Here is a 24,481-nt window from a genome sequence, read left to right as displayed (position 1 = left end):
AAGATCAAGCCGGTGAGGGCACCGGTGGTTTTGCAAGGCAGTCGGCGGCGTCTGTAAGAGTGTTCTCGCCGCGAAGCAGCGCCGACGATAGAATCGGAAAATACGTAAAACCGTTTGCTGCTCTGTCGCTCAGTCGACGCCGAGGCGAGCAAACACTGAGTGTTTCAACAGATCCAGGCACAGTGCCAGACCACACGCCGCACCCAACACGCCCACGACCAACACTGCGGATAGGGGGGCCATGGCAATGCCGGTGACGGCCAGTATCGATGCGGCCGCGATATCGACCACGGATGAAATCGCCAGTGCCAGGCTGGGACGCAGGCTCCATAGGCGGGGGCGTCCACGGATGGCGTAAATCATCGCCTGGCTGCCAAAGACCAGCGTGATGAACGAGAGCGTTTGCAACGCGGTGAGCGGGAGCCGCAGGACGAATGTTCCGAAGGCGAGAACACCGCAGCCAAACGCCAGCAGACACACACCCAGTGCCGTTCCGGCGATCGTCAAATTGCCGATCTTCCAGGCATTCGGCTTGGACGACGCCCGGACGTGATCGGTCGTCAAGGACATCGCCAGGAAATCGCCGGCGATCATGATGATCACCATCAGCAGCGGCGTCAGCACCGCGTGCCCCGTCATGACCAGCCCGGCAATCAGGAAGAAGACCGTCACAATCTTTTTGGTGATGGAATTGATGGTGTACGTCTGGATCCGTTGAAACGTGATCCGCCCCTGCCGCACAGCATCAATGACGCCGGACAGGCCGGGCGCCGTCAGCACCATGCCAGCCGCGGATTTTGCGATATCGGTGGCGGTGGATACTGCAATTCCTATGTGCGCCTGGCGCAAAGGCGGCGCATCGTTCGCGCCATCGCCGCACATGCCAACAATCTCACCCGCTGCCTGGAATAGTTTGACCAGGTCATATTTGTCCTCCGGCGTGACGCCGGCGAAAATTCCGAATGTGTTTGCCTGCAATTGCTTGGGAAACGCGCTAGCGGGGCATACCGATCCGGGTAGGCCAACGGCTTCGGCGACGATTACCGCGGTTTTCGCCGCATCGCCCGTGACCATCACGGTTTGGATGCCAAGGTCGCGCAAGGCCTGGACCAGCGGCGCGGAGTCTGGTCGCGGCGGATCGCTCAGCGCGATGAGGCCTGCAAGTTGGAGCGCGCTGCCCTGCCCGGTCGCCACGGCCAGGACGCGGAACCCCTGATGTTCCAGGCTGTCTGCCCGGTCCGCGCCAACCGATTGCGCGCCGCAAAGCCGGATGACGGCGGCGAAGGCGCCTTTGACGACGTGGCATTCGGCGCCAGACTGGTCGGAAAACAGCGCCTCCGCCGTTTTCATCGCCGGGTCGAACGGCGTGAACTTGAGCAATCGCGGCGCGCCAGGACTGGGTTTTCCCGCCGCGGTGCGGATCGCGCTATCAACGGGATCCGGCCCGCCTTCCGAGCTTGCCAATGCGGCCAGAGCCAGCACCTGCGCGGCGGCAAACCCGGGCATCGCCTCAACATCGGCCACCGCCAATTGGTTCTGGGTCAGCGTGCCGGTTTTATCGACGCATAGCAGCGTCATCGTGCCCGCCTCGTCGACCGCGGAAAGCCGCGTTGGCAAGACTCCGACCTTGGCGAGCGCCTTGGCGCCGATCGCCGCAGCCAGGGTGAACGTGGCGGGCAACGCGACTGGAATGGAGCCAAGCACCGCAGTAAGCACGAGCGGCAGGATTGCCGAGAACGGCAGATGCAGGATTGACGCATAGATCGCCATGACGACGATGGCGCACCCGGCAAAGCCCATGAGGTTTCGCACCACCTTGACGACGGCGGTCTGCTGCGAACTGGTGACGTGGGCGGCCACGACGAGTTCTGCCGTACGGCCGAATTTGGTGTGGCTGCCGGTCGTTGAAACGACAGCCATGGCCTCACCGCGCCGGATGAGGGACCCGGCGTAGACCCTAGTCCCTGCGTTCGCCTGGATCGGGACCGACTCACCCGTCAGCATCGACTGGTCAACCAGAACCTGCCCATCGGAGATATCGGCATCCGCGGCAACCACGCCGCCGAGCGAGAGTTTGACGGTGTCGCCCGGCACCAACCGTGCCGCTTGCAGCACACGCCACTGTCCATCCCGCAGCACAAACGCATTCATGGCGAGGCTGGATTTGAGCGCCTTCAGCGTTTGCTGCGCTCGACCCTCCTGCACCAGTCCGATGATGGAGTTGAAGAGGAGCAGGCCAAAAATGACCGAGGCCTCGAAATACTTGCCCAGGCCTAACTCAAGCGCGATCGCGGCTTCCAGCATCCACGGGACGGGCGCCCAGAATTTCCCGACCGCGCGGCGCCAGGGCCGGGCTACGGTGTCGGGCATGGTGTTGGTGCCGAACTGGGCAAGCCGGCGCGTGGCTTCCGCCTCGGTCAGCCCGGTGGCACTCTGCAAAACCGGTGTGGGTTTCGTCTCAGCGAGGGAGAGTATTGGCATAGGCGCGATTAGCCGCTCGCGGGCTGTCCCGTAAGCATCGGCAATTACGTAACGGTGCCGCCAGCTTGGTCACTTGTCTGGCGTTTCGGAGCGGAATGTCCCGCCACGCCGGCGATGACGTGGGTGCAACTGCCCCCATGTGGTCTTGGGGCAAACAAGCGAGCTGGGCATGAAGATTGCGATCATAGGGGCCGGACTGGCAGGTCTGGCCGCAGGACGAGGGTTAGTTGAGGCCGGGCATCAGGTCCGACTGGTCGACAAGGGCCGCGGGCCGGGGGGACGAATGTCCAGTCGCCGGGTCACCACTGCCATGGGCGAGGCAGGCTTCGACCATGGGGCGCAATACTTCACTGTACGGGATAGCGGATTCCGCGAACAGGTTCTTGCCTGGCGCGAGCTTGGCCTGGTGGCAGAATGGCCGGCGCCGGGCCCGGGATGCTGGGTCGGGACGCCGGCGATGAACGCGCCGGTGAAACACCTGGCGCAAGATGCCGACGTCACCTGGGGCGCCCGGGTGGACAGCATGTCGGGCAGCGCCGGCAGTTGGGCGTTGCAGGGCGAGGCAGTTCCGGCGGACACGTTCGAGGCTGTCCTGCTGGCCGTGCCATCCGAAAATGCGATGCCGTTGCTGGATGACATTGCACCGGCCATGGCGTCGCGCGCCCGCCAGACCCCGGCAAGCCCGTGCTGGACGGTGATGGCAGCCTTCGACGCGGGGGTCGACTTCGCCGCAGATGTCGCGCGGGAGGACGGCGCCATTGGTTGGGCGGCTCGGAACTCGTCCAAACCTGGTCGCACCGGGCCGGAGGCATGGGTCATCCAGGCAGGCACCGCCTGGTCTGTGACGCATCTTGAGGACTCACCCGGCGAAGTTGTCCCGGCCTTGCTCGCGGCGTTCGCACAACGGGTTGGAACGATTTTGCCCGGCGTGCTCAGCGCGACCGCGCATCGGTGGCGTTACGCAAAATCCGGCAATTCCGGCGATGTCGCGCTATGGGATAGCAATTTGGGGCTCGGCGCTTGCGGCGACTGGCTGGCTGGACCAAGGGTGGAAAGCGCCTGGATGTCCGGCGTTCGGCTGGCCCGCTTGGTCGGCTACAGCATAGCGGTGGCGCGGTAGCAAGGCCCCCCGGGCTCATGGCCGGGCTTTATACGAGTTATCCATGCGCCGACGCGAGAGGCATGCCCATGGCGACGGAGGCGACGGCCATCGATCTTTTCGATAGCTGAACTACCACAGCCGAACTCCCGCCCTGGGGGTGAACCGCTTCGGCCGTCAACTCCACCCCGTGAGCGGGTTGAACGCCGGTGCCAATACCAGGTTGCCCGTAGCGGCGCGGTTCTGGCCCATTGAAGAAGTCGTTATGACGCCCACCCGCTTGGCGTATAGCTGCACGATCGCCTGCCGAGGCACTCGGATGCAGGTCACTGAAGGCCCCGTGTGTTATCGGTCGCAGACGGTTCGCGGCCGCGCCCTGGCTTGGTCGACGGCCGAGTTGGCAGCGGCCGTGCGGCTGCGGGCAACATGACTAGAGGTGCGGCAGGTTCAGCGCATCAACGACCTAAACCGCCGCCTCACCGATCTGCTCCGGGACAAGGACTCCCTGTTACAGCAAAAGGAGTTCCGGATCACCGAGGTGAACCAGCGGGTTCAGAACAGCTTGCAGCTCGTCTCCAGCTTTCTGTCGGTGCAAGCACGGCAATCGGAGGATGGGGACCTGCAGGCGGCGCTGGGGGAAGCGCGCCGCCGGTTGACCGCGGTCGCGCTGGTGCATCGCAGACTATATCTTGGCAACCAGGTCGAATTCCTCGACGCAGCCCGATACATCGAAGAGCTGTGCGCGGAGACGTTCTCCTTCATGGGAGAGGAGTGGAAGCGGAACCTCCTGCTCACATTGACTCCGATGCAGATTTCGACCGACCGTGCAGTGCCGCTTGGCTTCGTGCTGAACGAACTGCTGATCAACGCCGACAAATATGCCTATGCCGGATCGGCCGGCCCGATCGAAGTATCGCTGACGCAGGGCCGGACGCATTTCATCCTGGTGGTGGCCGATAAGGGCGGCGGTAAGGTTGGTCCGAAACCCGGCTTCGGGTCGCGCATCATGACAGGCTTCGTGGGCCAGTCGGCTGGCGCAATGACATACGGTGACAGCAGACCGGGATTGCGTGTCGAAGTGAGCGTCCCGATCCTGAAGCACTAAGCGTCTGGGCGTCCGCGAGCCTTCACGATCCGGATGCGCGCGACGATACCTTGCGCCGTGAGCCGAACCTTCCATGGCAGCAGGTCGGCATCATCCTCTGCGATGCTCTGCTCCTCGATCAAGGCGGTGTCGGAATCAAGCAATTCGCCCAGCAGCACGGAATGCTTGCCGACACCGAGCATCCACTCGCCGGCGCCCGGCATCGCGATCAGAAGGTCGTCGATGCGTGATTCAGCTGATGTCATGATGTCTTCGTTGGTGAGCGCGGTTTAAGCAGGGGTGGATGATCGATCGCGTACCGGGTATCCCACCCGGCCTGCCAGCCTTTAGCCGCCCGATCCGAATCATGGCCGGCACGGCAGTCCGGGCCTCGCCATGTTTTTGGGCAATCTTGCCGTCGGCAAACACGACAGCAGCGTAACCGGGACCAGGGCAAGGGCTCATCGTTCTTCGGCGACCAGAAAGGGCCAGCCTTCACAGGCGCAGGTCTGGCGACCAATAGCGAGGCATTTCCTTCGTACGCGAGTTAGCATGGGCCTGGTAGGCAAATTTGCCCGCAGGACGGCGAGAATCAGGAGCCGAGACATGACCAACACACCCGCCCATGACTGGATGCTGCCAAAGCTCATCGGGCTGCTGGCCGAAGCGGAGAAGGTGGGCATCGCGCAACAGATCGCCGTTGCGGTGCTGACCGACCTGCTGGAGGGGCCGGCGTTCAACCAGTCGGAGCTAGAGCCCGGCCCAGCCGCTTGAGCGATCGGGCTCGTTCGTGGTCGTGCGGCGATGCTGGGCCGCCGTGTATCGCCAGATGAATCTTCACGCAGGTAAAACTACTGCATTCCATTGGCGAAAAAATGCACTATAATGTTAACCAGTCGTTTTAATGATCTGTGACGAGAAATCATGCGCATCGTTGGCTGGGTTCTGGTCGTGCTTATCTGTGTCGTCGTCATCGGCGGCGCCTCCAGCTACTACCTGGGCTGGCCCAGCTTCGCCGCGCAATACACGCAATCCGCCTATAACGGCGCGCCCGCAAGCCAGGGCAACGGCGCCTACGTGCCGCGATACAGCAATGTCCGCGGCCTGCAAGACGCGCCGCGCGATGACGTGGCACAGGGCGCCAGGATCGACATGCAGCATTGCCTGAACACGATGGATCTGCGCGGCCTGAAGCGCCCCGTGGCCGAGCACACGTGTGAAGAGATCATCGCAGGTATTTCGCGTTAAGCGCCCGCTGCCGCCGTTAGGGCAAAGCAAAGACGCCGCTAGAAACACTCCGCACGCCGGTGACGATGGCGCCCCGGGCTGGGTTGCTGCTGACGGGAACGGCGCCCGTGCCCAACACGGGCGCCGGGTCGAATTTCGGGTGCGGGCGATCTGCCTCGGCAGAGGGCGGGGGCGCACTGGCACGGGCAGAGCATGATGCGGCGCCTGGCAGCCCGCAGGAGGATTGTGCAGCCATACAATCCCGAACCCTTGCACAGGCGGACAGGGATGCGGCCGAACTGCGGCTAGAGCGGGATCAGGTGCTCGCGGACATCTCGCTGCTGCGCGATTGGGCCATCGAGCGTCCGGCCGCGGGACAGCTATCCGTGTGGCAAACCATCGTGGTGTGGCTGCGGGGCAAGCGGAAGACGCGCCATTTCTGGCTCCAGGACGCCAATACCGCGCGGAATGCGCGCGATTGGCCACGCGCCGCCATGGTTGATGCCCGGCGGCTGGACCTCGTACCCGGCGAGGCTGCGATCTGGATCCAGTACGGACACGCCTTGAAGGAGTCGGGAGAGTTGGACTGCGCCCTGCTCGCCTACGAGCGAAGCCGGTTGCTGGACCCGGCGGATAGCGACCGCGATATTCATCTGACGCATCTTCGCCGGATGATTGCCAAGGCGAAGGCGGCGGCGCACGCCGGCTAGCCGCGAAGCAATATCCTTATTCGGTGTGACGTAGACCACGCCTATCACTGGCGCATGCGTGGTTCGGTGATGCAGCCTGGGCAGGCAGATGACGGGCGGAATGGGTTTCTCACCCCCCGGGAATCTGCCACTCTAGCGACAGGACAACGCCAAGAGGTCACGAATGCCACGCCATGCTCTGCTGCCCACCCTCGCCCTTGCTGCGATGCTGGGCGGGCCTGCCTATGCGCAAACTGCCCCAAGTCCGGAGCAGGCCAAGGCGCTGGAGGCGCAGGTGACGGCCTGGCTGAAGCAGGTGACGGGTAATTCCGTCACCCTGCCCGCCCGCCCGATCGAGTTGACGCCGGAAGGCGACCACTACCTGGTGCGTGTGCCGCTGGGCGGTCTCGGCAAGGTGCAGCCGGCGAACGCCGCCATCACCATGAAGGCCCGCGCGCTGGATGGCACGCGCTGGGCGCTGGATGACCAGCAATTCCCGGCGGACCTGACGGTCACCACCAGCGAAATGGTGCCCGACGCACCGGATGCGAAGGACCCCAGCCCGACCGGGACGCATTCCGAAGCCGTCACCTACCACGCCGTCGTCGGAAAACAGGACGTGCACGGCGTCTTCGACCCGACCTACAGCACGGCCACCACGAATGGCGGCACTATCGCCTCGATGGATCTGACGAAGACTGGCGGCGCTGGCGCATCCACCACGCATCTTGGTCGCATGACCAGCCAATCCAGCACGCAGCCGACCGACCCGGCGCATATCAACCTCCTGGTGGATGGCACGGGCGAGGATTACACCATCAAGTCGGCGATGCCGGATGGCGGCTCCATCAGCATCAGTTCGAGCCGGCTACACGTGATGTCCGCGATTTCCGGCTTGGCGCATGACCAATTGCTGCCCGTGATCCAATCGCTGGCAGCGATCGGCAAACTCAGCCAGGGATCGCATCCCGATGGCGACCAACAAGGCCCCACGCCCGCCGAAAAAGTCGCAATGCGCGACCTACTGCAGAAGGCCCATGCCCTGCTGACCGGCACGAAGGTGGACGAGTCGCTGGAGGGCGTGAAGTTCGACGTCAGCGGCACCAGCGGATCGATCGGCAAGGTGCAGATCTCGTTCGGGGGCGACGCACCGCAGAATCTGCTATCGGCCGACATGGGACTGACGCTGGATGGGCTGGTGGTGGACGCGCTGCCGCCCAACCTGGCCGGGTTCGTGCCGACGCACTTCACCATCCATCCCACAGTGTCCAACATCGCGGTGGATGCGCTGACGAAGATGGGCATGGACGCGACGGCGCCGGTCAAGCCCGGCGGATCGCCGGCGCCTGACCCGGATGTGCAGGCGCTATTCGCCCATGGCGGCCTCAACGCCGGGTTCGACAAGCTGGCGATGGACATTGCCGGGACGACGCTGGAGGGCGATGGCAAGTTCGTCGTGACGGGGCCGCAAACCGTCACCGGCCAGGCGCAATTCACCGCCAAGGGGCTGGATGCGCTGATCACCAAGATGCAGGCCGACCCGATGCTGGCCCAGGGCGTGCCGGTGGTGATCTTCCTGAAGGGCATCGCCCGCACCACGGCCGATCAGTCGGTCTGGCAGGTCAGCGTCAACAACACCAAGCTTCTGGTGAATGGCGTGGATCTGTCGGCGATGGCCGGCGCGATGTCGAAGTAGGCAGCGGGGTGGCGGCCTACACCGACACGTAGGCCGCCAGCATGACCAGGGCCGCCACACCCAATGTGGCATGGAGACCGATCACCAGGGGCGACGGCGCCCGGCGTCGCAACCGAGCCGCGAGGAGCCCGGCGCCGATCAGCAATGTGATGGCGACCAGCACCGCCGCGATGCGCCCGAACGCGCCAGCGCCGAACTCCACACCGCGCGCCGGCCCACGCAGCCCCACCAGCAACAGGACGAATGTAACGAGAGCAAGCCCACCATGCGCCGCGCCCACCGCCCAATAGCGCAGCCCGGTGGATGCCGCGACCACGCCGAGCACGACGACGCCGGCCAGCGAACAAGCCGACCACACCAACATCGCTGCGACTAGGCCGCCTTCGCCTGGCCAACGATGCGGTTCAGACTGCGCAGCGTCTCCCGCGCGGTCTTGATCCGCTCGTCCACCGCCATCTCGCGCACGATCGCCAGCTTGTGGTCGGGGCGCAGCTTCACCGCGCCCTTCTGGGTGCCCAGCCAGCCAACCAAGCCGGCCGGGTTGCTAAAGGCATTGCCGCGGAACTGCAGCACCATGCCCTTCGGCCCGGCCTCCAACCGCTCGACCCCAGCCTCGCGGCAGCCGCGCTTCAGCGCCATGACCTGCAGCAAATTGTCCACTTCGTTTGGCAACGCGCCGAACCGGTCGACCAATTCGGCCGCCATCGCCTCGCTCTCCCCATCCGAGGCGAGCGTGCCGATGCGACGATACAGGCCCAGCCGCACTGGCAGATCACGCACATAGGTCTCCGGGATCAGCACCGGCAGGCCCAACGAGATATTCGGCGTCCAGTCGCGGGCCTCCGACTTGCTGTGGCGGCCGCGTTCGGTGCGCAACTCGCCGACGGCGTCCTCGAGCATCTGCTGATACAGCTCGATGCCGACTTCGCGGATATGGCCGCTTTGTTCGTCGCCCAGCAAGTTGCCTGCACCGCGGATGTCTAGGTCGTGCGAGGCGAGCGTGAAGCCGGCGCCGAGTTGGTCGAGCGTTTGCATCACGTTCAGCCGCTTTTCCGCCGCGACCGACAGGCGGTGGCTGGCAGGCCAGGTCAGGTAGGCGTAGCCGCGATGCTTGCCGCGGCCGACACGGCCACGAAGCTGGTAGAGTTGGCCCAGGCCGAACATGTCGGCGCGGTAGATGATCAGCGTGTTCACCGCGGGCATGTCCAACCCGCTCTCCACGATGTTGGTGGACAGCAGAATGTCGTATTTGCCATCACCGAACTCGGTCATCACCCGTTCCAGCTCGGTCGGCGCCAGGCGGCCGTGCGCCTCCACCATTCGTGCCTCGGGCACGATCTCACGCAGGCGTTCGGCCATGCGGCCGAGATCCTCCACGCGCGGAACGACGCAGAAGATCTGGCCGCCGCGGAAGCGTTCGCGCTGGATCGCCTCGCGCGCCACCACACCGTCGAACGGCATGATGAAGGTGCGCACGGCCAGGCGGTCGACCGGCGGGGTGGCGATCAGGCTCATCTCCCGCACCCCGGTCAGCGCCAGTTGCAGCGTGCGCGGGATCGGCGTGGCGGACAGGGTCAGTACGTGCACATCGGCCTTCAGCGCCTTCAGTTTCTCCTTATGGGAGACCCCGAAATGCTGCTCCTCATCCACGATCAGCAGGCCGAGATCGACGAACTCGATCCCCTTGGCCAGCAGCGCGTGGGTGCCGACGACGATGCTGACGCTGCCATCGGCCAGGCCGCGCTTGGTCTCGGCCGCGTCCTTCGCCGTCACCATGCGGCTCAATTGGCCGATCTTCACTGGCAGGCCCTCGAACCGCTTGGTGAAAGTGCGGAAATGCTGCCGGGCGAGCAAGGTGGTGGGCACGACGACGGCGACCTGGGCCCCGCTCATCGCGGCCACGAAAGCGGCGCGGAGGGCGACTTCGGTCTTGCCGAAGCCGACGTCGCCGCAGATCAGCCGGTCCATCGGGCGGCCGGCCGACAGATCCTCCAGCACGTCGCTGATGGCGCGGGCCTGGTCCTCGGTTTCGGAGAACGGGAAACGGGCGCAGAACTCGTCCCACGCGCCTTCCTGCGGGGTCAGGCTCGTTGCCTCCTGCACCCGGCGTTCCGCGGCGGTGCGGATCAGCACGCTCGCCATGTCGCGGATGCGCTGCTTCATCCGCGCCTTGCGGTTCTGCCAGGACGCACCGCCCAGTTTGTCCAGCGTCGCCCCGCCCTCGGCGCCGAAGCGGCTGAGCACCTCGATATTTTCGACCGGCAGGAACAGCTTGTCGTCGCCGTCGTACAGCAGGCGCAGACAGTCGTGCGACGCACCGCTCACCTGCAGCGTCACCAGCCCGGCATAACGGCCGATGCCGTGATCCTGGTGCACCACCAGGTCACCCTCCGCGATCTCCGTCGCTTCGGCGATGAACTGGTCGGCGCGCTTGCGGCGGCGCGGCGGCCGGCTGATGCGCTCACCCAGCAAATCCTGCTCGCCCACCACGCCAAGATCGCCGGCGACGAAGCCGCGCTCGACGCCCAGGGTCACCAGCACCACGTGGTCGCGCGGGGCGACACGCACCTTCTGCCAGGTGTCGGCGATATGCGCCTTCAGCCCGTTCTCGCGCAGCAGATTGGCCATCCGCTCGCGCGAGCCGCGGGTCCAGGCCGCCACCACGCAGCGGCGACGCTCCTTCGCCCAACTCGCCGACTGATCGGCCAGTTGCTTGAACACGTCGCTATTGGCGTGGGCGCCGGCTTGGGTGAACAGCGCGCCGGGCCGCCCGCCGGCATCGATTCCGGTGGCGCCGTCGGCCATGCCATAGGGGCTGAACTGGAACAGCGGGCCCATGGACAGCATCTCGTCCCACTCGGCCTGGTTCAGATACAGCCGGTCGGGCGGCAGCGGGCGATACGGGACTTCGCCGTCGCGCGGCACGGCCTTTCGCGCCTCGAAATGGTCGGCAATCATTTCCAGCCGGGCCGCCAGCACGTCGTCCGACAAATTGTCGAAGCTGACGGCGGCGTCCGGCAGGTAATCCAGCAGGTTTTCCATCGTGGCATGAAACAGCGGTGCCCAATGCTCCATGCCAGGGTGGCGCCGCCCGTCGGAGATCGAGTTGTAGATCGGATCGCTGGCGGCGCCGGGGCCAAACAACTCGCGCCAGCTTTCGCGGAAGCGGCTGATGCTGGCCGGGTCGAGGGCGATTTCGGAGACTGGGCGCAACTCCATCCGGTCCAACCGATCGTTAGAGCGCTGGCTGCTGGCGTCGAAGGACCGGATGCTCTCCACCTCCTCCCCGAACAGATCCAGGCGCACCGGGTCCGGCTGCCCGGCGGGGAAGATGTCGACGATGCCGCCGCGCACGGCGTATTCGCCCGGCTCCATCACCGTGTCGGCGCGGCCGTAGCCATTCGCTTCCAGGAAGGTGGTCAGCGCCGCTTGGGTAATCGTCCCGCCGGTGCGCACGGTGAGGCTGGCGCCCTGGAATACGGCGCGGGGCGGCACACGCTGCACCAGGGCATTGACCGTGGTCAGCACGATCCGCGGCCGGGTGGGAGGCTCCAGCAAGCGGGCGAGGCAGGCAATTCGCTCCGACACGATCGCCGGGTTGGGGGAGACGCGGTCGTATGGCAGGCAGTCCCAGGCGGGGAAGCGCAGCACCTCCACCTCGGGCGCGAAGAAGGCCAGTGCCTCGTGCAGGCGGGCCATGCGGCTGTCGTCGCGGGTGGCGTGCAGGACCGAGCCATTGTGCTCGGCCCGGCGGCGCGCGAGCAGCAGGGCGTCGTAGCCCTCCGGCGCGCCGTAGATGGTGACGGCGCTCATCGTGCCACCACGGCGGCGCGCATGGCACGCAGCAGCGGGGCGTGCGGGCCTTCTGGAATGGGCAGTCGCCCCATCAGCCAATCGGCCAGGTCGGGGTCGGGCAGGTCCATCAACGCCTCCACCGCCTCGAGTTCAGCCTCGGTGAAGTCCATCAGCCGGGGAGCTACGTAGCCGCCAATCAACCTGTCGGTCTCTTGGGTGCCCCGGTGGGTGGCGCGAAACAGGATTCGGCGGCGTCGGGGATCGGGGCTGGTCATTGCGCGCTGTCATATAGCGGTGGCGGACGGCTGTGTCAGCCTGTCTCCCCTCATCTACCCTGGTCACATAGGGTTTCGCTGGGTATTAGCCCGATGTGGACGATCCGCTTGCCCCCCTTCTCGCCCCCGTGTCCGAATTGCGCGGCGTCGGCCCGGCGACCGCGGAGAAGCTGGCGCGGCTGACCGGCGGTGGGCGCGTGCGCGATTTGCTGTTCCATCTGCCCGACAGCTTCATCGATCGCCGCACCCGCACCAGCCTACGCGACACACTGGCGGGCCAGGTGGTGACCTGGACGGTGGAGATCGCCGGGCACGAGCCAGCCACCAAGCCCAGCCATCCGCACCGCGTGCGCGTCACGGACGGCACCGCCTTCGCCGAGTTGGCGATCTGGGACAAGCACCGCCTGGCCAACCTCACCCGTGCCCGCAACGGCGCGCCCTACATGGTGAATGGCCGGGTGGAGGCGTTCGGCAGCCGCCTGTCGATGCGCGACCCCGCCTACGCCGTGCCGCCGGAGGACGAGGCGCTGATCCCGCCGGTAGACCCGGTGTGGCCGATGACGGCCCGGCTTTCGGCGCGAGAGCTACGAACCGCCATGCGTGCCGCCTCCAGCCGCGTCACCGACCTGCCGGAATGGCACGACCCGGCGCTGCTGCGGCGGGAGCGTTGGCCGTCCTTCCGCGACGCGCTGCTGGGCCTCCAATGCCCCAACGAGCCGCCGACGCCGCAGCACCGCGCCAGGCTGGGCTATGACGAGATGCTGGCGCACCAACTCGCCATGATGTGGATGAAGGCGCGGGAGAAGCGGCGCCCGGGTAGGTCGCTGGTCGCTACCGGCGCCATGCGGGCGGAGGCGCTGCGGCGCTTCGGGTTCGATCCGACCGCATCCCAAGCCCACGCGCTGGCGGAAATCGATGCCGATATGGCAGCGCCGCGGCGCATGCTGCGGCTGCTGCAAGGCGACGTCGGATCGGGCAAGACGCTGGTGGCACTGTTGGCCATGCTCGGCGCAGTCGAAGCCGGCACGCAGGCCGCGCTCATGGCGCCGACCGAGGTGCTGGCCAAGCAGCACCTGCGCACGTTGGAGCGGTTGGTGCCCTGCCCGGTGGGATTGCTGACGGGCTCCGTCACCGGGGCAGCCCGGCGCAATCTATTGCTGCAGTTGAACAATGGCCGCCTGCCGATCGTCGTCGGCACCCATGCGCTGTTTCAGGAGGCGGTGGAGTTCCGCGATCTGGGCTTAGCCGTGATCGACGAGCAGCATCGCTTCGGCGTGGAGCAGCGCCTGCTGCTGGGCGGCAAGGGTGAGCGGACCGATTTGCTGGTGATGACCGCGACCCCCATCCCGCGCACCCTGCTGCTGACGCAATGGGGCGAGATGGAGGTGAGCCGCCTGACGGAGAAACCCGCTGGGCGCCAGCCGATCCGCACCACGCTGCACTCGCTGGCCACGTTGGAGAGCGTGATCGAGGGGATCGGCCGCGCGCTGGATCGCGGAGAACAGGTCTACTGGGTCTGCCCCATGGTGACGGACAGCCTGGTCAGCGACCTGGCCGCGGCGGAGGCGCGGTTTGCCGAAATGCGCACCCGGTTCGGCCACAAGGTCGGCCTGGCGCATGGCCAACAGGATTCGGCAGTGCGGGATGCGTCGATTGCAGCCTTCGCCGCCGGACGCACCCAGTTACTCGTCGCTACCACCGTCATCGAAGTGGGCGTCGACGTGCCCGGCGCCAGCGTGATGGTGGTGGAACACGCCGATCGGTTTGGCCTGGCGCAACTGCACCAGCTGCGCGGCCGGGTGGGCCGGGGTGCCGCGCAAAGCTACTGCCTGCTGCTGCACGAAGACGGGCTGACCGAAACTGGTCGTCGCCGCATGACCACCCTGCGCGACACCGAAGACGGCTTCGTCATCGCCGACGAGGATTTCCGCCTGCGCGGCGGCGGCGATCTTCTGGGCAAGCGGCAGTCCGGTCTGCCTGGATTCCGTTTGTCCGATCCTGAGGCGCAGGATGGCATGCTGCGGATGGCAAACCAGGATGCCGCCGTGCTGTTGGACCGTGATCCAAAGCTGGAAAGTGAACGAGGCCAGGCGGCGCGCCTATTGCTGCGGCTATTCGACCGGCGCGCTGCATTGGAGACGCTGGGCGCTGGCTAAAGCCGAGTAGGGAAATAACTGCTTTGCAGTTTTATGTGATTTTGCTTCAGTAAATTTAGTCGTGTTGGCTTACATTTGGTTGAAAAACATTTAGTCGAAGTCACGAACCATTCGATTAATGCGAGTGTATTCGTTAATTGCGTGAATTCGTAGTAATTAGAGCCAATTCGCCGTGTTCTTAGTGACTTTGGCCATCTCGGAACTGTATTCAGATGGGATGGGGTGAGAGGGGCGACGATGACACTCAAGACGCTAGGCCGGGCCGGCCTCCTGCGATCGATGTCGCTCATGCTCTATATCGGCGTTGCGTTATCGGCCGCGATGATCGGCATCGTGGTGTTCGCATTGCGCGACACGCGACTGGTTGCACGGCGTCAGGCAGATCAGCAGGCCCAGAACGTGGTGCTCAACCTTGATCAGGCCATCGGGCGGTTGTTCACCGACATGGATCTGGGGCTGCAATCGGCAGTGCGGGGAATGTCATTTCCCGGTGTGGACGCGCTGCCTCCGGCGATGCGACAGGCGATCCTGTTCGATGGCGCCATCGCCGCGCAGGGATTTAGCGGCATCGCCATCACCGATGCCACAGGGAATATCATCTACGAATCGAAGGGCGCGGTCCAAACACCGATCAATCTGAGTGACCGGGATTATTTCAAGCAGCAAGCGTCGGGGGCGGGCCCGGGCTTGGGTATTAGCGGCCCACTGCGCAGCCGCAACGAAGGCACTTGGACCATCGGGCTCGTCCGCAGCATCAGCGCGCCGGATGGCGGCTTTCGTGGTGTGGCGGTGGGCGGTTTGCGGATTGATTATATCTCCCTGTTGTTTCAATCGCTGAAGCTGGGACCGTTGGGCAATGTCGCCCTGTTCACCGCCGATGGCGTATTGATCGCCGAGCAAATCGTCCGTGAAGGCAGGATCGGCCACGATGTGACCAGGGCCGACGTGTTTCGCCACTTCGCCGAAAGCCCATCCGGGACCTTCATCTCGGACACCTCCCCAGATGGGGTGGAACGTCTGTACCATTACCGGCAGATCGGCGCGTTGCCCTTCGTCATCAGTGTGGGTATCGCGACGCAAGACATCTACGCCGATTGGACCCGGAAGGCCGCTGTCATCGGTGGGGCGTTGTGCATCCTTATCCTGGTCGGGGTCGGACTGGCGCTGACGCTGCGGGCAGAGCTGCGGCGGCGCGCCCTGGCCGAATACGCCACGACGCGCTCGCGCTACGAGCACGCGACGTCGTTGGCGCAGATGAAGGCGCTGTTCGACAATTCGCCGGACGCCATGTTCATGGTCCGCATCGGCAGCGGCGACCGTTTCATCTACGAAAGCGTCAACGTGGTTTGGCTCGGCCTGATGGGCCTGGGGTCGGAGGACGCGTTGGGACACACCCCGCACGGGTGCCATGCGTTCGAACTTGCCGAAATGATGCTGGGACATTGGCAACGATGTCTCGACCGCAAGGAGCCCTGCCGCTACGGCTTCATCCTTCCCCAATCTGGCAGCAGTCGAGAATGGGAGGCCGTGGTCGTCCCGGTGCTGGGCAACGATGGCAGGATTCGGCGCTTGGTGGGCGTCGCGCGGGACCTGACCGATCGTAACCGGCTGGAGGCGAAGCTGCGTCAGGCCCAACGAATGGAAGCGTTTGGCCAGCTGACAGCTGGGGTCGCGCATGATTTCAACAACCTGCTGCAGGCCATCCTCGGAAGCCTGGAAATGCTGCGTGACCAATCGGGCCTGAACCAGGATAGCCGCGATTGCGCCGCCGTTGCCGAGGATGCGGCCCGGCGTGGTGCGGCGCTGACGCATAGGCTGCTGGCATTTTCCCGCAAGCAAATGCTGACGCCGATCTTGCTGCAACCGCAGGCGCTGATCGCCGATTTGACGGCCCAGTTGCAGCGCACTCTGGCTGGACGCGTCCGCGTGGCGCACCAGATAGACGAGGCGACGTGGCTCGTCTGCGTCGATGGGCATCAGTTGCACGAGTGTCTGGTGAACCTGGCGATGAACGCGCACGACGCGATGCCGGGTGGCGGCACCTTGTATTTGCGCGCCGTCAACGTCAGCCCGGCGGAAGCAGAGCAGGCCGGAATGGCCGCCCACGAGTACGTCCGGTTTGAGGTTGAGGACGAAGGCACCGGCATGGCGGAGGACACCCTGTCCCGCGCGCTGGAACCGTTTTTCACGACCAAGGAGGTCGGCCAAGGAACTGGGCTCGGCCTATCAATGGTGGAAGGGTTTGCCCGGCAAAGCGGTGGCGATCTGCGCATCCGCAGCCGGTTGCACGAAGGCACGACCGTCTCGCTATGGCTGCCGCGGGCGATACCAGATGCGGTGGCACAAACGACCCGGCCCCTGATCGGCCCCGCGCACGAGCGACCGCATATCTTGGTGACGGATGATGAGGCGAACATCCGCCAGTTGTTGACATGGTTCCTGTCCAAGGCTGGGTTTGCCGTGACGTCTGTCCAGTCCGGGGAAGCAGCCTTGGAACAATTGCGTGGTCCGCAACCATTTGCCCTGTTGGTGACCGACCAGTCCATGCCCGGCATCACCGGGTGCGAGCTGATTGCCGCAGCCGGCCAGATCCGCCCGCAAATGCCGACGATGCTGATTACCGGTTATGACAAGGTCAGCGGGCTGGACCAGCTGGATGGGCGGGTGACGGTGCTGCGCAAACCGTTCGAGCGGGCGGCGTTCCTGCGTCAGGTGCATGCGCTGATCGGCGCCAATGATGCGACGATCCGGCCGCGGGAAGCTGGCGAGGCGGCTTCCAATATCGTACGGTTCGGCGCGTAGTGCGGCCATGCAGCTATCGCTCGATCACATCGCCTCGCCAGTCGGCGATATTCTCATCGTGTCCGACGGCGACAATTTGCGGGCGCTGGATTTCCACGATTATGCGCCGCGGATGCACCGCCTGCTCCGACTACACTATGGCGGTTACGAGCTGACGCCCGGCACGGCGCCCCGGCCCTTACGGCATGCGTTGGAAGCCTATTTCGACGGCGAGCTTTCGGATTTGGCGTCCATCGCCGTGACCACTGGCGGCACGGCCTTCCAGCGGCTGATTTGGTCGGAGTTACGCCAGATCCCGCCGGGCACGGTGACAACCTATGGCAGTCTCGCCGCTCGGATCGGCCGGCCTACCGCCAGCCGAGCCGTCGGCATGGCGAATGGGGCGAACCCGCTGAACATCGTGGTGCCGTGCCATCGGGTGGTGGGCGCCGATTCGAAACTCACCGGCTATGGCGGCGGCCTGCATCGCAAGGAATGGCTGCTGGCGCATGAACGCCGGCACAGCGAGGGCTAAACGATGCTGGCGGCATCGGCGGTTTCCGTCTTCACCGCTGCCAGCGCCACCTGCACCGTTCGCTTGCGGGACACCCGGCCGCTGAGTTCATCGCCAGCGTCGCGTGGCAGGCGGGCACAGGTGGGGGCCGCTGCCAGGGCAACCAGTGCCACCACGATGAACGCCACACTGTAATCGATTAGGAGTGGATGAGTGTGGCCGGTGACCGCCAACGACCCGCCCAAGGCGGCGGCTGCAGTACAGATGCCCAGCGTCAGCATCAGTTGCTGGAACGTCGTGTAGAAGCTGGTGGCAGCGCTCATCTTCGTGCGGTCGATATCGGCGTATGCGATGGTGTTATACGCCGTGTATTGCAGCGACTGGAAAAACCCGCCGACCAGCAGGGCGGCATAGATCCCCGCCAACGGCCAACTCGGCCGGAACGTGGCGATGACCCCCAGGAAGATCGTTGCAGTCAGCCCGTTCCACATCATGACGTTGCGAAAGCCCCAACGCCGCAGGACCGGCTTGGCCACGCCTTTCATCATCAACGACCCAGCGCTGCTGGTGAAGGTGATCAGCCCGCTTTGCAGCGCCGACATGCCGAAGCCCAATTGCAGCATCATCGGCAGCAGGAACGGCACCGCGCCGCCGGAAATCCGCGTCAGCCCGCCGCCGATCACCGACAGGCCGAAGGTCGGCACCCGCATCAGCGAGAAATCCAGCACGGGTTGCGGATGGTGGCGGCTATGGTGCACGTACAACGCGCCACTGCCCAGGCCGACGCCGACGATCCCGATCGCGGCGAGCCACGACGTCTCCCCCCGGCTGGCCAGTTCCAGGCCGAACATCAGGCACGACAGCGAGACGCCGGACAGCAGCAGGCCCCAGCCATCGAAATCAACGCGCCCCTCCTCCTTGATGTCCCGGATGTAGAGGGTGGCGAGCACCATGCCGAGCACGCCGATCGGCACGTTGATATAAAAGATCCAGCGCCACGAGAGCGTGGTCACCAGGAACCCACCCACTGGCGGCCCCAGCACCGGGCCAATCGTGGCGGGGATCATCAGCCAGGTCATGGCAGACACCAATTCCGACCGTTCGACCGAGCGGAGCAGCACCAGGCGGCCGACCGGCACCATCATGGCGCCCCCGACCCCCTGCAGCACGCGTGCGCCGACCAGTTGCCACAGACCGTTGGACAAGCCGCACAGGATCGAGCCGAGGGTGAACAGGGCGATGGCGTAGCGGAACACGGTGCGTGTCCCGAAGCGGTCGGCAACTTTGCCGCTGGCCGGGATGAAGACCGCCAGGCTGAGCAGATAGGCGGTGAGCGCCACGTTCATCTGTAGCGGGTCGACGTTGAAGGTCCGCGCCATGGTGGGCAGCGCCGTCGCCAGCACCGTCCCGTCCAACTGCTCCATGAACAGGGCGCTGGCCACGATCAGCGCCGTGGTGCGCACCGACACATGGGACAGCCGCTCCCGCGAGCGAACACGGCGGTTGTAACGCGCCCTGGCCCGAATTCTGCGCCGGGCCTGGGCGTTGATGGCATCGGTGAAGATCGCGCGGAAAGGCATCGTGGATCATTGCCTGATCGGGCCGTCACGGAAACCGCGCATCCTGCATGGCGGATCGTCTCGGGCTGCGGTATGCGGATGGCTATGCGGCGGCGAACTCTTTTGGTGGCAATTCCGGCGATGCTCGCGGGGGCTGGGGCCGCCATCACCGCGATGTGGCCGGATGCCGCCCCGCCCGCCCCCACCGGACCGCAGCCGGCGCTGCCGGTGTTGATCGCCAACCTCGCCACGGCGGACCGGATCGAGATCAAATATGGCGAGCGACTGCTATGGCTGGAACGGCGTGGCCAGGTCTGGGGCATGCCGCAGCAAGGCGGCTACCCGGCCCGGCCGGACCGGGTGGCCGCCCTGATCGACGGCCTGCTCGGGCTGACGCTGGTCGCGCCCGCGACGGGCGCCCCGGAGTCGCTTGGGGTGGCCGATGAGTCAAGCAAGAGCGGTAGCGGCACGCTGGTGCGTGTGCTGGCCGTGTCCGGTGCCGTATTGGCGGCGATGATCGTCCAAGGCGACTCGGCCTCCGAACCGCCGATCGTGCGTCGTCCCAATGACCCACAGGCCTGGGTCGCGAACCGCCGGGTCGTAGTGCCGACGAACTTGAGCGGCTGGATCGATCCGCATCTGCCCCTGCCGGACGGCCTGGCCGACCCGGCGTTGCGGGACGGGTTGGCGCAGCTTGTCTTCACCGCAGTGCGCGCCAGCCCGCTGGTGCATCCGGCGCCAGAGCGGTCTATCCAGTTAACCCTAGCGGACGGCACGGCCGTACTGGCGCTGGGAACGGCAGATGGGCAGGATTGGCTACAGATCTCCGGCACAGCCCGATGGGCGCTCCGGCTGGCGCCCTACGCTTTCGCCATTCCCCCGAACAGCCTGCCGCCCGGGCCAACATGACCCGGGAGTATCCGGCGCACCCGCTGGTCGGGATCGGCGCCGTGATCTTGCGGCCCGGCGCGGTGCTGCTGGTACGCCGCGGCAAACCGCCGAACGCCGGGCAATGGAGCATCCCCGGTGGGGCGCAGGAACTGGGCGAGACGGCCGAGGCCGCCGCCCGGCGCGAATTGACCGAGGAAACCGGGTTGGTGGTGGACACGCTGACGCTGGTGGCCAACGTCGACAGTATCCATCGCGACCCGGACGGTCGGATCCGATTTCACTATACGATCCTGGATTTCGCCGGGTTATGGCAGGGCGGCGAGCCGGTGGCGGGTGACGATGCGAGCGATGCGGCGTTCTTCGCGTTCGATGCGCTGGCCGGGCTGGGCCTGTGGCGCGAGGCGCACCGCGCGATCGCAGCGGCCCGGCAACTCCTCGGGGTTTAGCTGCGCCGGCGGCGGGAGTTGGGGGCCTTCTGCGTGCTGGCCATCGTCATTGCCGCGCCGCCGAGCAACACGCCAGCGGCGGCGGGGACCAGCCAAGGCGGCCGAACCAGCAGCGCACGCACCGGGTGCTCCCAAATCCAGGCGGAGATATGGAGGCGGAAATATGCCTCGACGGCGGTATACCGCATATTGTCGAGGGCGGTCAGCGCTTCAGCCAGCGACATTTCCTGCGGGCCCAGCGTGGCCACGGCGACAGCGATCACCAACATGGTCGCAGATAGCACTGCAAGGATCTTGACGACGATCAAGTGAATAGCTTCTCGTTTTTCTTGTCGGCATACATACCGGCAACCCACTCACCATAGCCATTCCAGATGACGGTTGGCACCCGTTCCCCCGTGCCCAGAAGCCGTTCCGACGCTTGGCTCCAACGCGGATGCGGCACGTCTGGGTTTACATTGGCCCAGAAGCCGTATTCCTCGGGCTGAATGGCATGCCACATGGTCTCCGGCTGGGTGTCGGTGAAGGAGATCTTCACGATCGATTTGCCGGATTTGAAACCGTATTTCCACGGCAGATGCAGGCGCAGCGGGGCGCCATTCTGCTTGGGGAGGTCCTTGCCATACATCCCGGTGACCATGAAGGCGAGGTCGTTGCCCGCCTCCTGCATCGTACAGGCTTCGACATACGGCCATGGATACAGGCTGGAGCGCAGGCCCGGCATCACCTTCGGTAAGGCTGCCGACTCGAAGACCACGTATTTGGCGGATGCAGTTGGCTGCGCCACCTTCAGCAGCGAGGCGAGGGAAAAACCGGTCCAGGGCACGGTCATCGCCCACGCCTCGACACAGCGATGCCGGTAGACCCTATCCTCGACCTGAACTTGCTTCAGAAGATCCGCGAGATCCATCTTGCGCGGCTTGTCTATCATGCCGGCGAGCTCGATCTGCCAGGGCGCGACCGGCAGCCGCTGGGCAGCGCGCCAGATCGACTTGTCTTCCCCGAACTCGTAGAAGTTGTTGTAGGTGGTGGCGTCCTGTTCCGGCGTGACCGGCCGCCCAGCTGGGTAGCGCGAATTCGTTTCGGCCTCGGCCTTCGATGCAGTGGCCCCCGCCGCCAGCCCTGCCGCAACGCCGCCCATCAGCGCACGACGCCCAAGCATGATGGGCTCCGGCGTTGCCAGACTCTCCGGAAGCTCCCATCCGCGGCGCCGATGGATGAACATGGTAGGCCTCGCTCTTGCGGGTGACAGCGATATAGGTCGGTTCGGCAGCACGACTATACTGCGCCGCCGCCCCGGCAACGTAAAGATTGTCACAACCTAGCGGATATTCACCGGCAATGACCTTACGATGGGGTAATCCATAGCGCACCACGGCGTGATCGGGTAGCGTGCTGCCCGACTGGGCAAGGCCCCGATCGGGCGCCCCGAAGGAGTGTTGAGGTTCGTGGCAAAGCAAGTCCGCATCGCCGTTTTCGCCGCGACTGCCCTGTTGCTGGGCGGTTGCCAAACCGCATTCAACCTGGTCGGCGTCGCCAAGCCACTGAGCGCCGGGGAGGCACGGGCCTATAATGGCAGCTATCAGGGTGACATCAGCCAAGTCGCCGCCACCGGCCCAGGCTGCCCGAAGGAGCATGGGGAGGGAGTGATCATGGTGGGCGACGGCGTGCTATGGTATGCCTACAACCCAGTGACTCTGTTTACCTCGCCGGTGAGCTATGATGGCACGATCGACGCGGTGTCGGGCACGTCGCACATGACGGGCCGCATCGTCGGCGATCACCTCGAGGCAACGGTGAAGTCCCCCGCGTGCCAGACCCAGATCTCGATGGACTATATCCTCAACCACTCCTAACCGGACTGGTGGGAGGCGGCGCGAACCGCCTCCCACCAATCTACATCGCGTGCTTGACGAACCTGCCGGCCTGCATGATCGCCGGGATGTGGGCGCCCTGCCCTTCCAGCAGGCTCCAATCCCGCAGCGGATCGCCATCCACCACCAATAGGTCGGCATCGGCGCCGGGTTCGATGATCCCGGCGCGACCGGCCAGGCCACAGAGTTCAGCCGCCAGCGTGGTCGCAGACCGCAAGACCTCCAGCGCCGGCAATACCCGGGCCCGCAATGCAAACTCACCGGATTGGTGGCGGTGCATGGCGCCCAGCAAATCGGTGCCGTAGGCCATCCGCAACCCGGCCTCGTGCATCACCGACAGGGATTCCAGGCCGGCCTTCCGCACCGTCTCGATCTTGGCGACGCTGTCCGGCCCCATCCCGAGCGAGGCCGCCTCGATCGCCAGGCGGTCGTAGGTGATCAGCGTCGGCACGGCGAACGATCCCTTGTCGGCCGCGAACTTGGCAGTGGCAGACTCGATCAGGTTGCAATGTTCCAGCGAGTAGACGCCGCACTCGACGGCGCGGCGGATCGCCACATCGGTGTACAGATGGGCGGAGACGTAGGTGCCGTAATTCACCGCCTCCTCCACCACCGCCAGCAACTCGGCGCGGGAGAATTGCAGCATGTGGATCGGGTCGGTGGGCGAGGCGATGCCGCCATTGGCCATCACCTTGACGAAGTTGGCGCCCTTGCGGAGTTCATCCCGGGCGGCGAACCGCGCTTCCTCCACCCCGTCGCACAGCCGACCCATCGCGCCCACGCGGTGTTCGGAGGGCGTGCGGTCGTCGCTGCGGATGCGCATGTCGCAATGGCCGCCGCTCTGGCTCAGCGCCTTGCCGGAGATGACCAGGCGCGGCCCCTGTATCAGGCCAAGCTGCTGCGCCTCCACCAGGCCACGATCGGCGCCGCCGACGTCGCGCACGGTGGTGAAGCCACGCATCAGCATCGCATTCATGATGTGCCCGGCGCGAATGGCGGCCAGCGAAGATTGCTGCACCGTATTGGCCGCCAAATCGGCAAAGGCGGCGATGACGTGCACATGCGCGTCGATCAGCCCGGGCATCAGCACCTTGCCGCCGAGGTCGAACCGTTCGGCCCCGGCGCTGCTGATGGGGCGGTCCGACACTTCGCGGATGGTGCCGTCCTCGACCAGCACCGCCATGCCGTCGCGTGGGCCGTCATGGCGTGGGTCCAGCACCCGGCCGTTGACGAAGAGGGTTTGGGTCATAGGCTGGCTCCTTGCGTGGCGAATGGGTCGTCGACGGAATGGCAGGGCTGGGTGAACCAGTGCGCCCCGTCCTCCGCCATGTAGATGATGTCCTCCAGCCGGACGCCGAATTCGCCGTAGATGCACATCATCGGCTCGTCGGAGAAGCACATGCCGGGCACCAGTGGGGTCATGTTGCCGCGGACCATGAAGGATTCCTCGTGCACGTCCATGCCGATGCCGTGGCCGGTGCGGTGCGGCAGCCCCGGCACCTTGTAGCCGGGGCCGAACCCGGCGGCCTCGATCACGCCGCGGGCCGCGATGTCTACGGCCTGGCAGGGCGCGCCCAGCTTGGCGGCCTCGAACGCGGCCAGTTGGGCGCGCAGTTCCAGATCCCAGATCTCGCGCTGGCGCGGGGTGGGGGTGCCCAGCACGTAGGTACGGGTGATGTCGGAGCGATAGCCCTCGACGAAGCAGCCGGTGTCGACCAGGACCATGTCGCCGTCTGCCACGGTTTGGGTGTAGGGCACGCCATGCGGATAGGCCGTCGCTTCGCCAAACTGCACGGCGCGGGAGGCGGGTTGGCCGCCGAGCTTGCGATGCGCCGCGTCCAGGAAGCTTTGCACCTCCCCCGTGGTCAGGCCCGGCGCCATACAGCGGGCGGTGGCCTTATGCACCTCCAACGT

General features: G+C 65.6%; 22 protein-coding genes. 12 read left to right on the top strand and 10 right to left on the bottom strand.

What is annotated here, in order from left to right:
• Positions 1-129: 129 nt before the first annotated feature.
• The gene (locus GSQ76_RS04570) at positions 130-2,481 is read right to left on the bottom strand and encodes an HAD-IC family P-type ATPase (protein WP_158742712.1); all 2,352 of its coding nucleotides are present in this window, start codon (positions 2,479-2,481) and stop codon (positions 130-132) included.
• 169 nt (positions 2,482-2,650) lie between these two features.
• Between GSQ76_RS04570 and GSQ76_RS04565 the strand changes: the two genes are divergently transcribed.
• The gene (locus tag GSQ76_RS04565) at positions 2,651-3,601 is read left to right on the top strand and encodes an NAD(P)/FAD-dependent oxidoreductase (protein ID WP_158742711.1); all 951 of its coding nucleotides are present in this window, start codon (positions 2,651-2,653) and stop codon (positions 3,599-3,601) included.
• Between the two features lie 415 nt (positions 3,602-4,016).
• Positions 4,017-4,685: a sensor histidine kinase gene (locus tag GSQ76_RS04560; protein ID WP_158742710.1), complete on the top strand. Its 669-nt coding sequence runs from the start codon at positions 4,017-4,019 to the stop codon at positions 4,683-4,685.
• Here the strand turns inward: GSQ76_RS04560 and GSQ76_RS04555 are convergent.
• Complete coding sequence (locus GSQ76_RS04555; RefSeq protein WP_158742709.1) at positions 4,682-4,930, bottom strand: hypothetical protein; 249 nt, start codon at positions 4,928-4,930, stop codon at positions 4,682-4,684. The two genes, GSQ76_RS04560 and GSQ76_RS04555, sit on opposite strands and share 4 nt — an antisense overlap.
• Before the next feature lie 340 nt (positions 4,931-5,270).
• Here GSQ76_RS04555 and GSQ76_RS30855 point away from each other — a divergent pair, with 340 nt between their 5' ends.
• The 4 genes from GSQ76_RS30855 to GSQ76_RS04540 all read left to right on the top strand — a co-directional run bounded on the left by GSQ76_RS30855 (position 5,271) and on the right by GSQ76_RS04540 (position 8,276).
• A complete protein-coding gene (locus GSQ76_RS30855; RefSeq protein WP_174247287.1) occupies positions 5,271-5,438 on the top strand; it encodes a hypothetical protein in 168 nt (55 codons plus the stop codon).
• Positions 5,439-5,588: 150 nt separating this feature from the next.
• Positions 5,589-5,912 (top strand): hypothetical protein, encoded by a 324-nt coding sequence (locus GSQ76_RS04550; RefSeq protein ID WP_158742708.1) that lies wholly within the window; start codon positions 5,589-5,591, stop codon positions 5,910-5,912.
• A 65-nt stretch (positions 5,913-5,977) separates the two neighbouring features.
• A complete protein-coding gene (locus GSQ76_RS04545) occupies positions 5,978-6,601 on the top strand; it encodes a hypothetical protein (protein ID WP_158742707.1) in 624 nt (207 codons plus the stop codon).
• Between the two features lie 163 nt (positions 6,602-6,764).
• Complete coding sequence (locus GSQ76_RS04540) at positions 6,765-8,276, top strand: hypothetical protein (protein ID WP_158742706.1); 1,512 nt, start codon at positions 6,765-6,767, stop codon at positions 8,274-8,276.
• A 16-nt stretch (positions 8,277-8,292) separates the two neighbouring features.
• Here the strand turns inward: GSQ76_RS04540 and GSQ76_RS04535 are convergent, their stop codons facing one another.
• From GSQ76_RS04535 to GSQ76_RS04525, 3 genes are read right to left on the bottom strand one after another with little or no spacing between them, the layout of a single operon-like run.
• Positions 8,293-8,640 carry a hypothetical protein gene (locus GSQ76_RS04535; protein ID WP_158742705.1) on the bottom strand — a complete coding sequence of 116 codons (348 nt, stop codon included), beginning with the start codon at positions 8,638-8,640 and terminating at the stop codon, positions 8,293-8,295.
• Positions 8,641-8,648: 8 nt separating this feature from the next.
• Entirely contained in the window at positions 8,649-12,089 is a 3,441-nt protein-coding gene (mfd, locus tag GSQ76_RS04530) for a transcription-repair coupling factor (protein ID WP_158742704.1), read from the bottom strand.
• Positions 12,086-12,346: a succinate dehydrogenase assembly factor 2 gene (locus GSQ76_RS04525; RefSeq protein ID WP_158742703.1), complete on the bottom strand. Its 261-nt coding sequence runs from the start codon at positions 12,344-12,346 to the stop codon at positions 12,086-12,088. Before GSQ76_RS04525 ends, mfd begins: the two co-directional genes overlap by 4 nt.
• Before the next feature lie 95 nt (positions 12,347-12,441).
• Between GSQ76_RS04525 and recG the strand changes: the two genes are divergently transcribed.
• The 3 genes from recG to GSQ76_RS04510 all read left to right on the top strand — a co-directional run bounded on the left by recG (position 12,442) and on the right by GSQ76_RS04510 (position 17,818).
• On the top strand, positions 12,442-14,502 hold the full coding sequence (gene recG, locus GSQ76_RS04520) for an ATP-dependent DNA helicase RecG (protein ID WP_158742702.1): 2,061 nt from the start codon (positions 12,442-12,444) through the stop codon (positions 14,500-14,502).
• Positions 14,503-14,739: 237 nt separating this feature from the next.
• Entirely contained in the window at positions 14,740-17,304 is a 2,565-nt protein-coding gene (locus GSQ76_RS04515) for an ATP-binding protein (RefSeq protein ID WP_158742701.1), read from the top strand.
• A gap of 7 nt (positions 17,305-17,311) precedes the next feature.
• Positions 17,312-17,818 carry a methylated-DNA--[protein]-cysteine S-methyltransferase gene (locus GSQ76_RS04510; protein WP_158742700.1) on the top strand — a complete coding sequence of 169 codons (507 nt, stop codon included), beginning with the start codon at positions 17,312-17,314 and terminating at the stop codon, positions 17,816-17,818.
• Here GSQ76_RS04510 and GSQ76_RS04505 read toward each other — a convergent pair.
• Complete coding sequence (locus tag GSQ76_RS04505; RefSeq protein ID WP_158742699.1) at positions 17,815-19,377, bottom strand: MFS transporter; 1,563 nt, start codon at positions 19,375-19,377, stop codon at positions 17,815-17,817. The genes GSQ76_RS04510 and GSQ76_RS04505 overlap by 4 nt on opposite strands.
• A gap of 105 nt (positions 19,378-19,482) precedes the next feature.
• On the opposite strand from GSQ76_RS04505, the gene GSQ76_RS04500 reads away from it, so the two are divergent.
• The gene (locus GSQ76_RS04500; RefSeq protein ID WP_158742698.1) at positions 19,483-20,265 is read left to right on the top strand and encodes a hypothetical protein; all 783 of its coding nucleotides are present in this window, start codon (positions 19,483-19,485) and stop codon (positions 20,263-20,265) included.
• Positions 20,262-20,693, top strand: coding sequence for an NUDIX hydrolase (locus tag GSQ76_RS04495; protein WP_158742697.1), 432 nt, complete (start codon positions 20,262-20,264; stop codon positions 20,691-20,693). Before GSQ76_RS04500 ends, GSQ76_RS04495 begins: the two co-directional genes overlap by 4 nt.
• Here the strand turns inward: GSQ76_RS04495 and GSQ76_RS04490 are convergent.
• Together GSQ76_RS04490 and msrP are read right to left on the bottom strand one after the other, a co-directional pair.
• On the bottom strand, positions 20,690-21,001 hold the full coding sequence (locus GSQ76_RS04490) for a hypothetical protein (protein ID WP_158742696.1): 312 nt from the start codon (positions 20,999-21,001) through the stop codon (positions 20,690-20,692). The two genes, GSQ76_RS04495 and GSQ76_RS04490, sit on opposite strands and share 4 nt — an antisense overlap.
• On the bottom strand, positions 20,998-21,918 hold the full coding sequence (gene msrP / locus GSQ76_RS04485; protein ID WP_158742695.1) for a protein-methionine-sulfoxide reductase catalytic subunit MsrP: 921 nt from the start codon (positions 21,916-21,918) through the stop codon (positions 20,998-21,000). Before msrP ends, GSQ76_RS04490 begins: the two co-directional genes overlap by 4 nt.
• A gap of 223 nt (positions 21,919-22,141) precedes the next feature.
• Between msrP and GSQ76_RS04480 the strand changes: the two genes are divergently transcribed.
• Positions 22,142-22,549: a hypothetical protein gene (locus GSQ76_RS04480; protein WP_158742694.1), complete on the top strand. Its 408-nt coding sequence runs from the start codon at positions 22,142-22,144 to the stop codon at positions 22,547-22,549.
• 40 nt (positions 22,550-22,589) lie between these two features.
• On the opposite strand, the gene GSQ76_RS04475 is transcribed toward GSQ76_RS04480, so the two are convergent.
• Together GSQ76_RS04475 and GSQ76_RS31620 are read right to left on the bottom strand one after the other, a co-directional pair.
• Entirely contained in the window at positions 22,590-23,816 is a 1,227-nt protein-coding gene (locus tag GSQ76_RS04475; protein ID WP_158742693.1) for an amidohydrolase family protein, read from the bottom strand.
• On the bottom strand, positions 23,813-24,481 hold a 669-nt coding region (locus GSQ76_RS31620), incomplete at its 5' end, for a Xaa-Pro peptidase family protein (protein ID WP_254070231.1). The genes GSQ76_RS31620 and GSQ76_RS04475, both read right to left, overlap by 4 nt.

Origin of the sequence: Acidisphaera sp. L21 (assembly GCF_009765685.1) — a bacterium.
Taxonomy (GTDB): domain Bacteria; phylum Pseudomonadota; class Alphaproteobacteria; order Acetobacterales; family Acetobacteraceae; genus LMUY01.
This window is presented reverse-complemented; position numbering and strand designations above follow the sequence as displayed.

Coding starts and splice junctions, on each gene's coding strand:
- GSQ76_RS04570 (WP_158742712.1), bottom strand. CDS start 2,481: ATGCCAATACTCTCCCTCGCTGAGACGAAACCCACACCGGTTTTGCAG.
- GSQ76_RS04565 (WP_158742711.1), top strand. CDS start 2,651: ATGAAGATTGCGATCATAGGGGCCGGACTGGCAGGTCTGGCCGCAGGA.
- GSQ76_RS04555 (WP_158742709.1), bottom strand. CDS start 4,930: ATGACATCAGCTGAATCACGCATCGACGACCTTCTGATCGCGATGCCG.
- GSQ76_RS30855 (WP_174247287.1), top strand. CDS start 5,271: ATGACCAACACACCCGCCCATGACTGGATGCTGCCAAAGCTCATCGGG.
- GSQ76_RS04550 (WP_158742708.1), top strand. CDS start 5,589: ATGCGCATCGTTGGCTGGGTTCTGGTCGTGCTTATCTGTGTCGTCGTC.
- GSQ76_RS04545 (WP_158742707.1), top strand. CDS start 5,978: ATGGCGCCCCGGGCTGGGTTGCTGCTGACGGGAACGGCGCCCGTGCCC.
- GSQ76_RS04540 (WP_158742706.1), top strand. CDS start 6,765: ATGCCACGCCATGCTCTGCTGCCCACCCTCGCCCTTGCTGCGATGCTG.
- GSQ76_RS04535 (WP_158742705.1), bottom strand. CDS start 8,640: ATGTTGGTGTGGTCGGCTTGTTCGCTGGCCGGCGTCGTCGTGCTCGGC.
- mfd (WP_158742704.1), bottom strand. CDS start 12,089: ATGAGCGCCGTCACCATCTACGGCGCGCCGGAGGGCTACGACGCCCTG.
- GSQ76_RS04525 (WP_158742703.1), bottom strand. CDS start 12,346: ATGACCAGCCCCGATCCCCGACGCCGCCGAATCCTGTTTCGCGCCACC.
- GSQ76_RS04515 (WP_158742701.1), top strand. CDS start 14,740: ATGACACTCAAGACGCTAGGCCGGGCCGGCCTCCTGCGATCGATGTCG.
- GSQ76_RS04510 (WP_158742700.1), top strand. CDS start 17,312: ATGCAGCTATCGCTCGATCACATCGCCTCGCCAGTCGGCGATATTCTC.
- GSQ76_RS04505 (WP_158742699.1), bottom strand. CDS start 19,377: ATGCCTTTCCGCGCGATCTTCACCGATGCCATCAACGCCCAGGCCCGG.
- GSQ76_RS04495 (WP_158742697.1), top strand. CDS start 20,262: ATGACCCGGGAGTATCCGGCGCACCCGCTGGTCGGGATCGGCGCCGTG.
- msrP (WP_158742695.1), bottom strand. CDS start 21,918: ATGTTCATCCATCGGCGCCGCGGATGGGAGCTTCCGGAGAGTCTGGCA.
- GSQ76_RS04475 (WP_158742693.1), bottom strand. CDS start 23,816: ATGACCCAAACCCTCTTCGTCAACGGCCGGGTGCTGGACCCACGCCAT.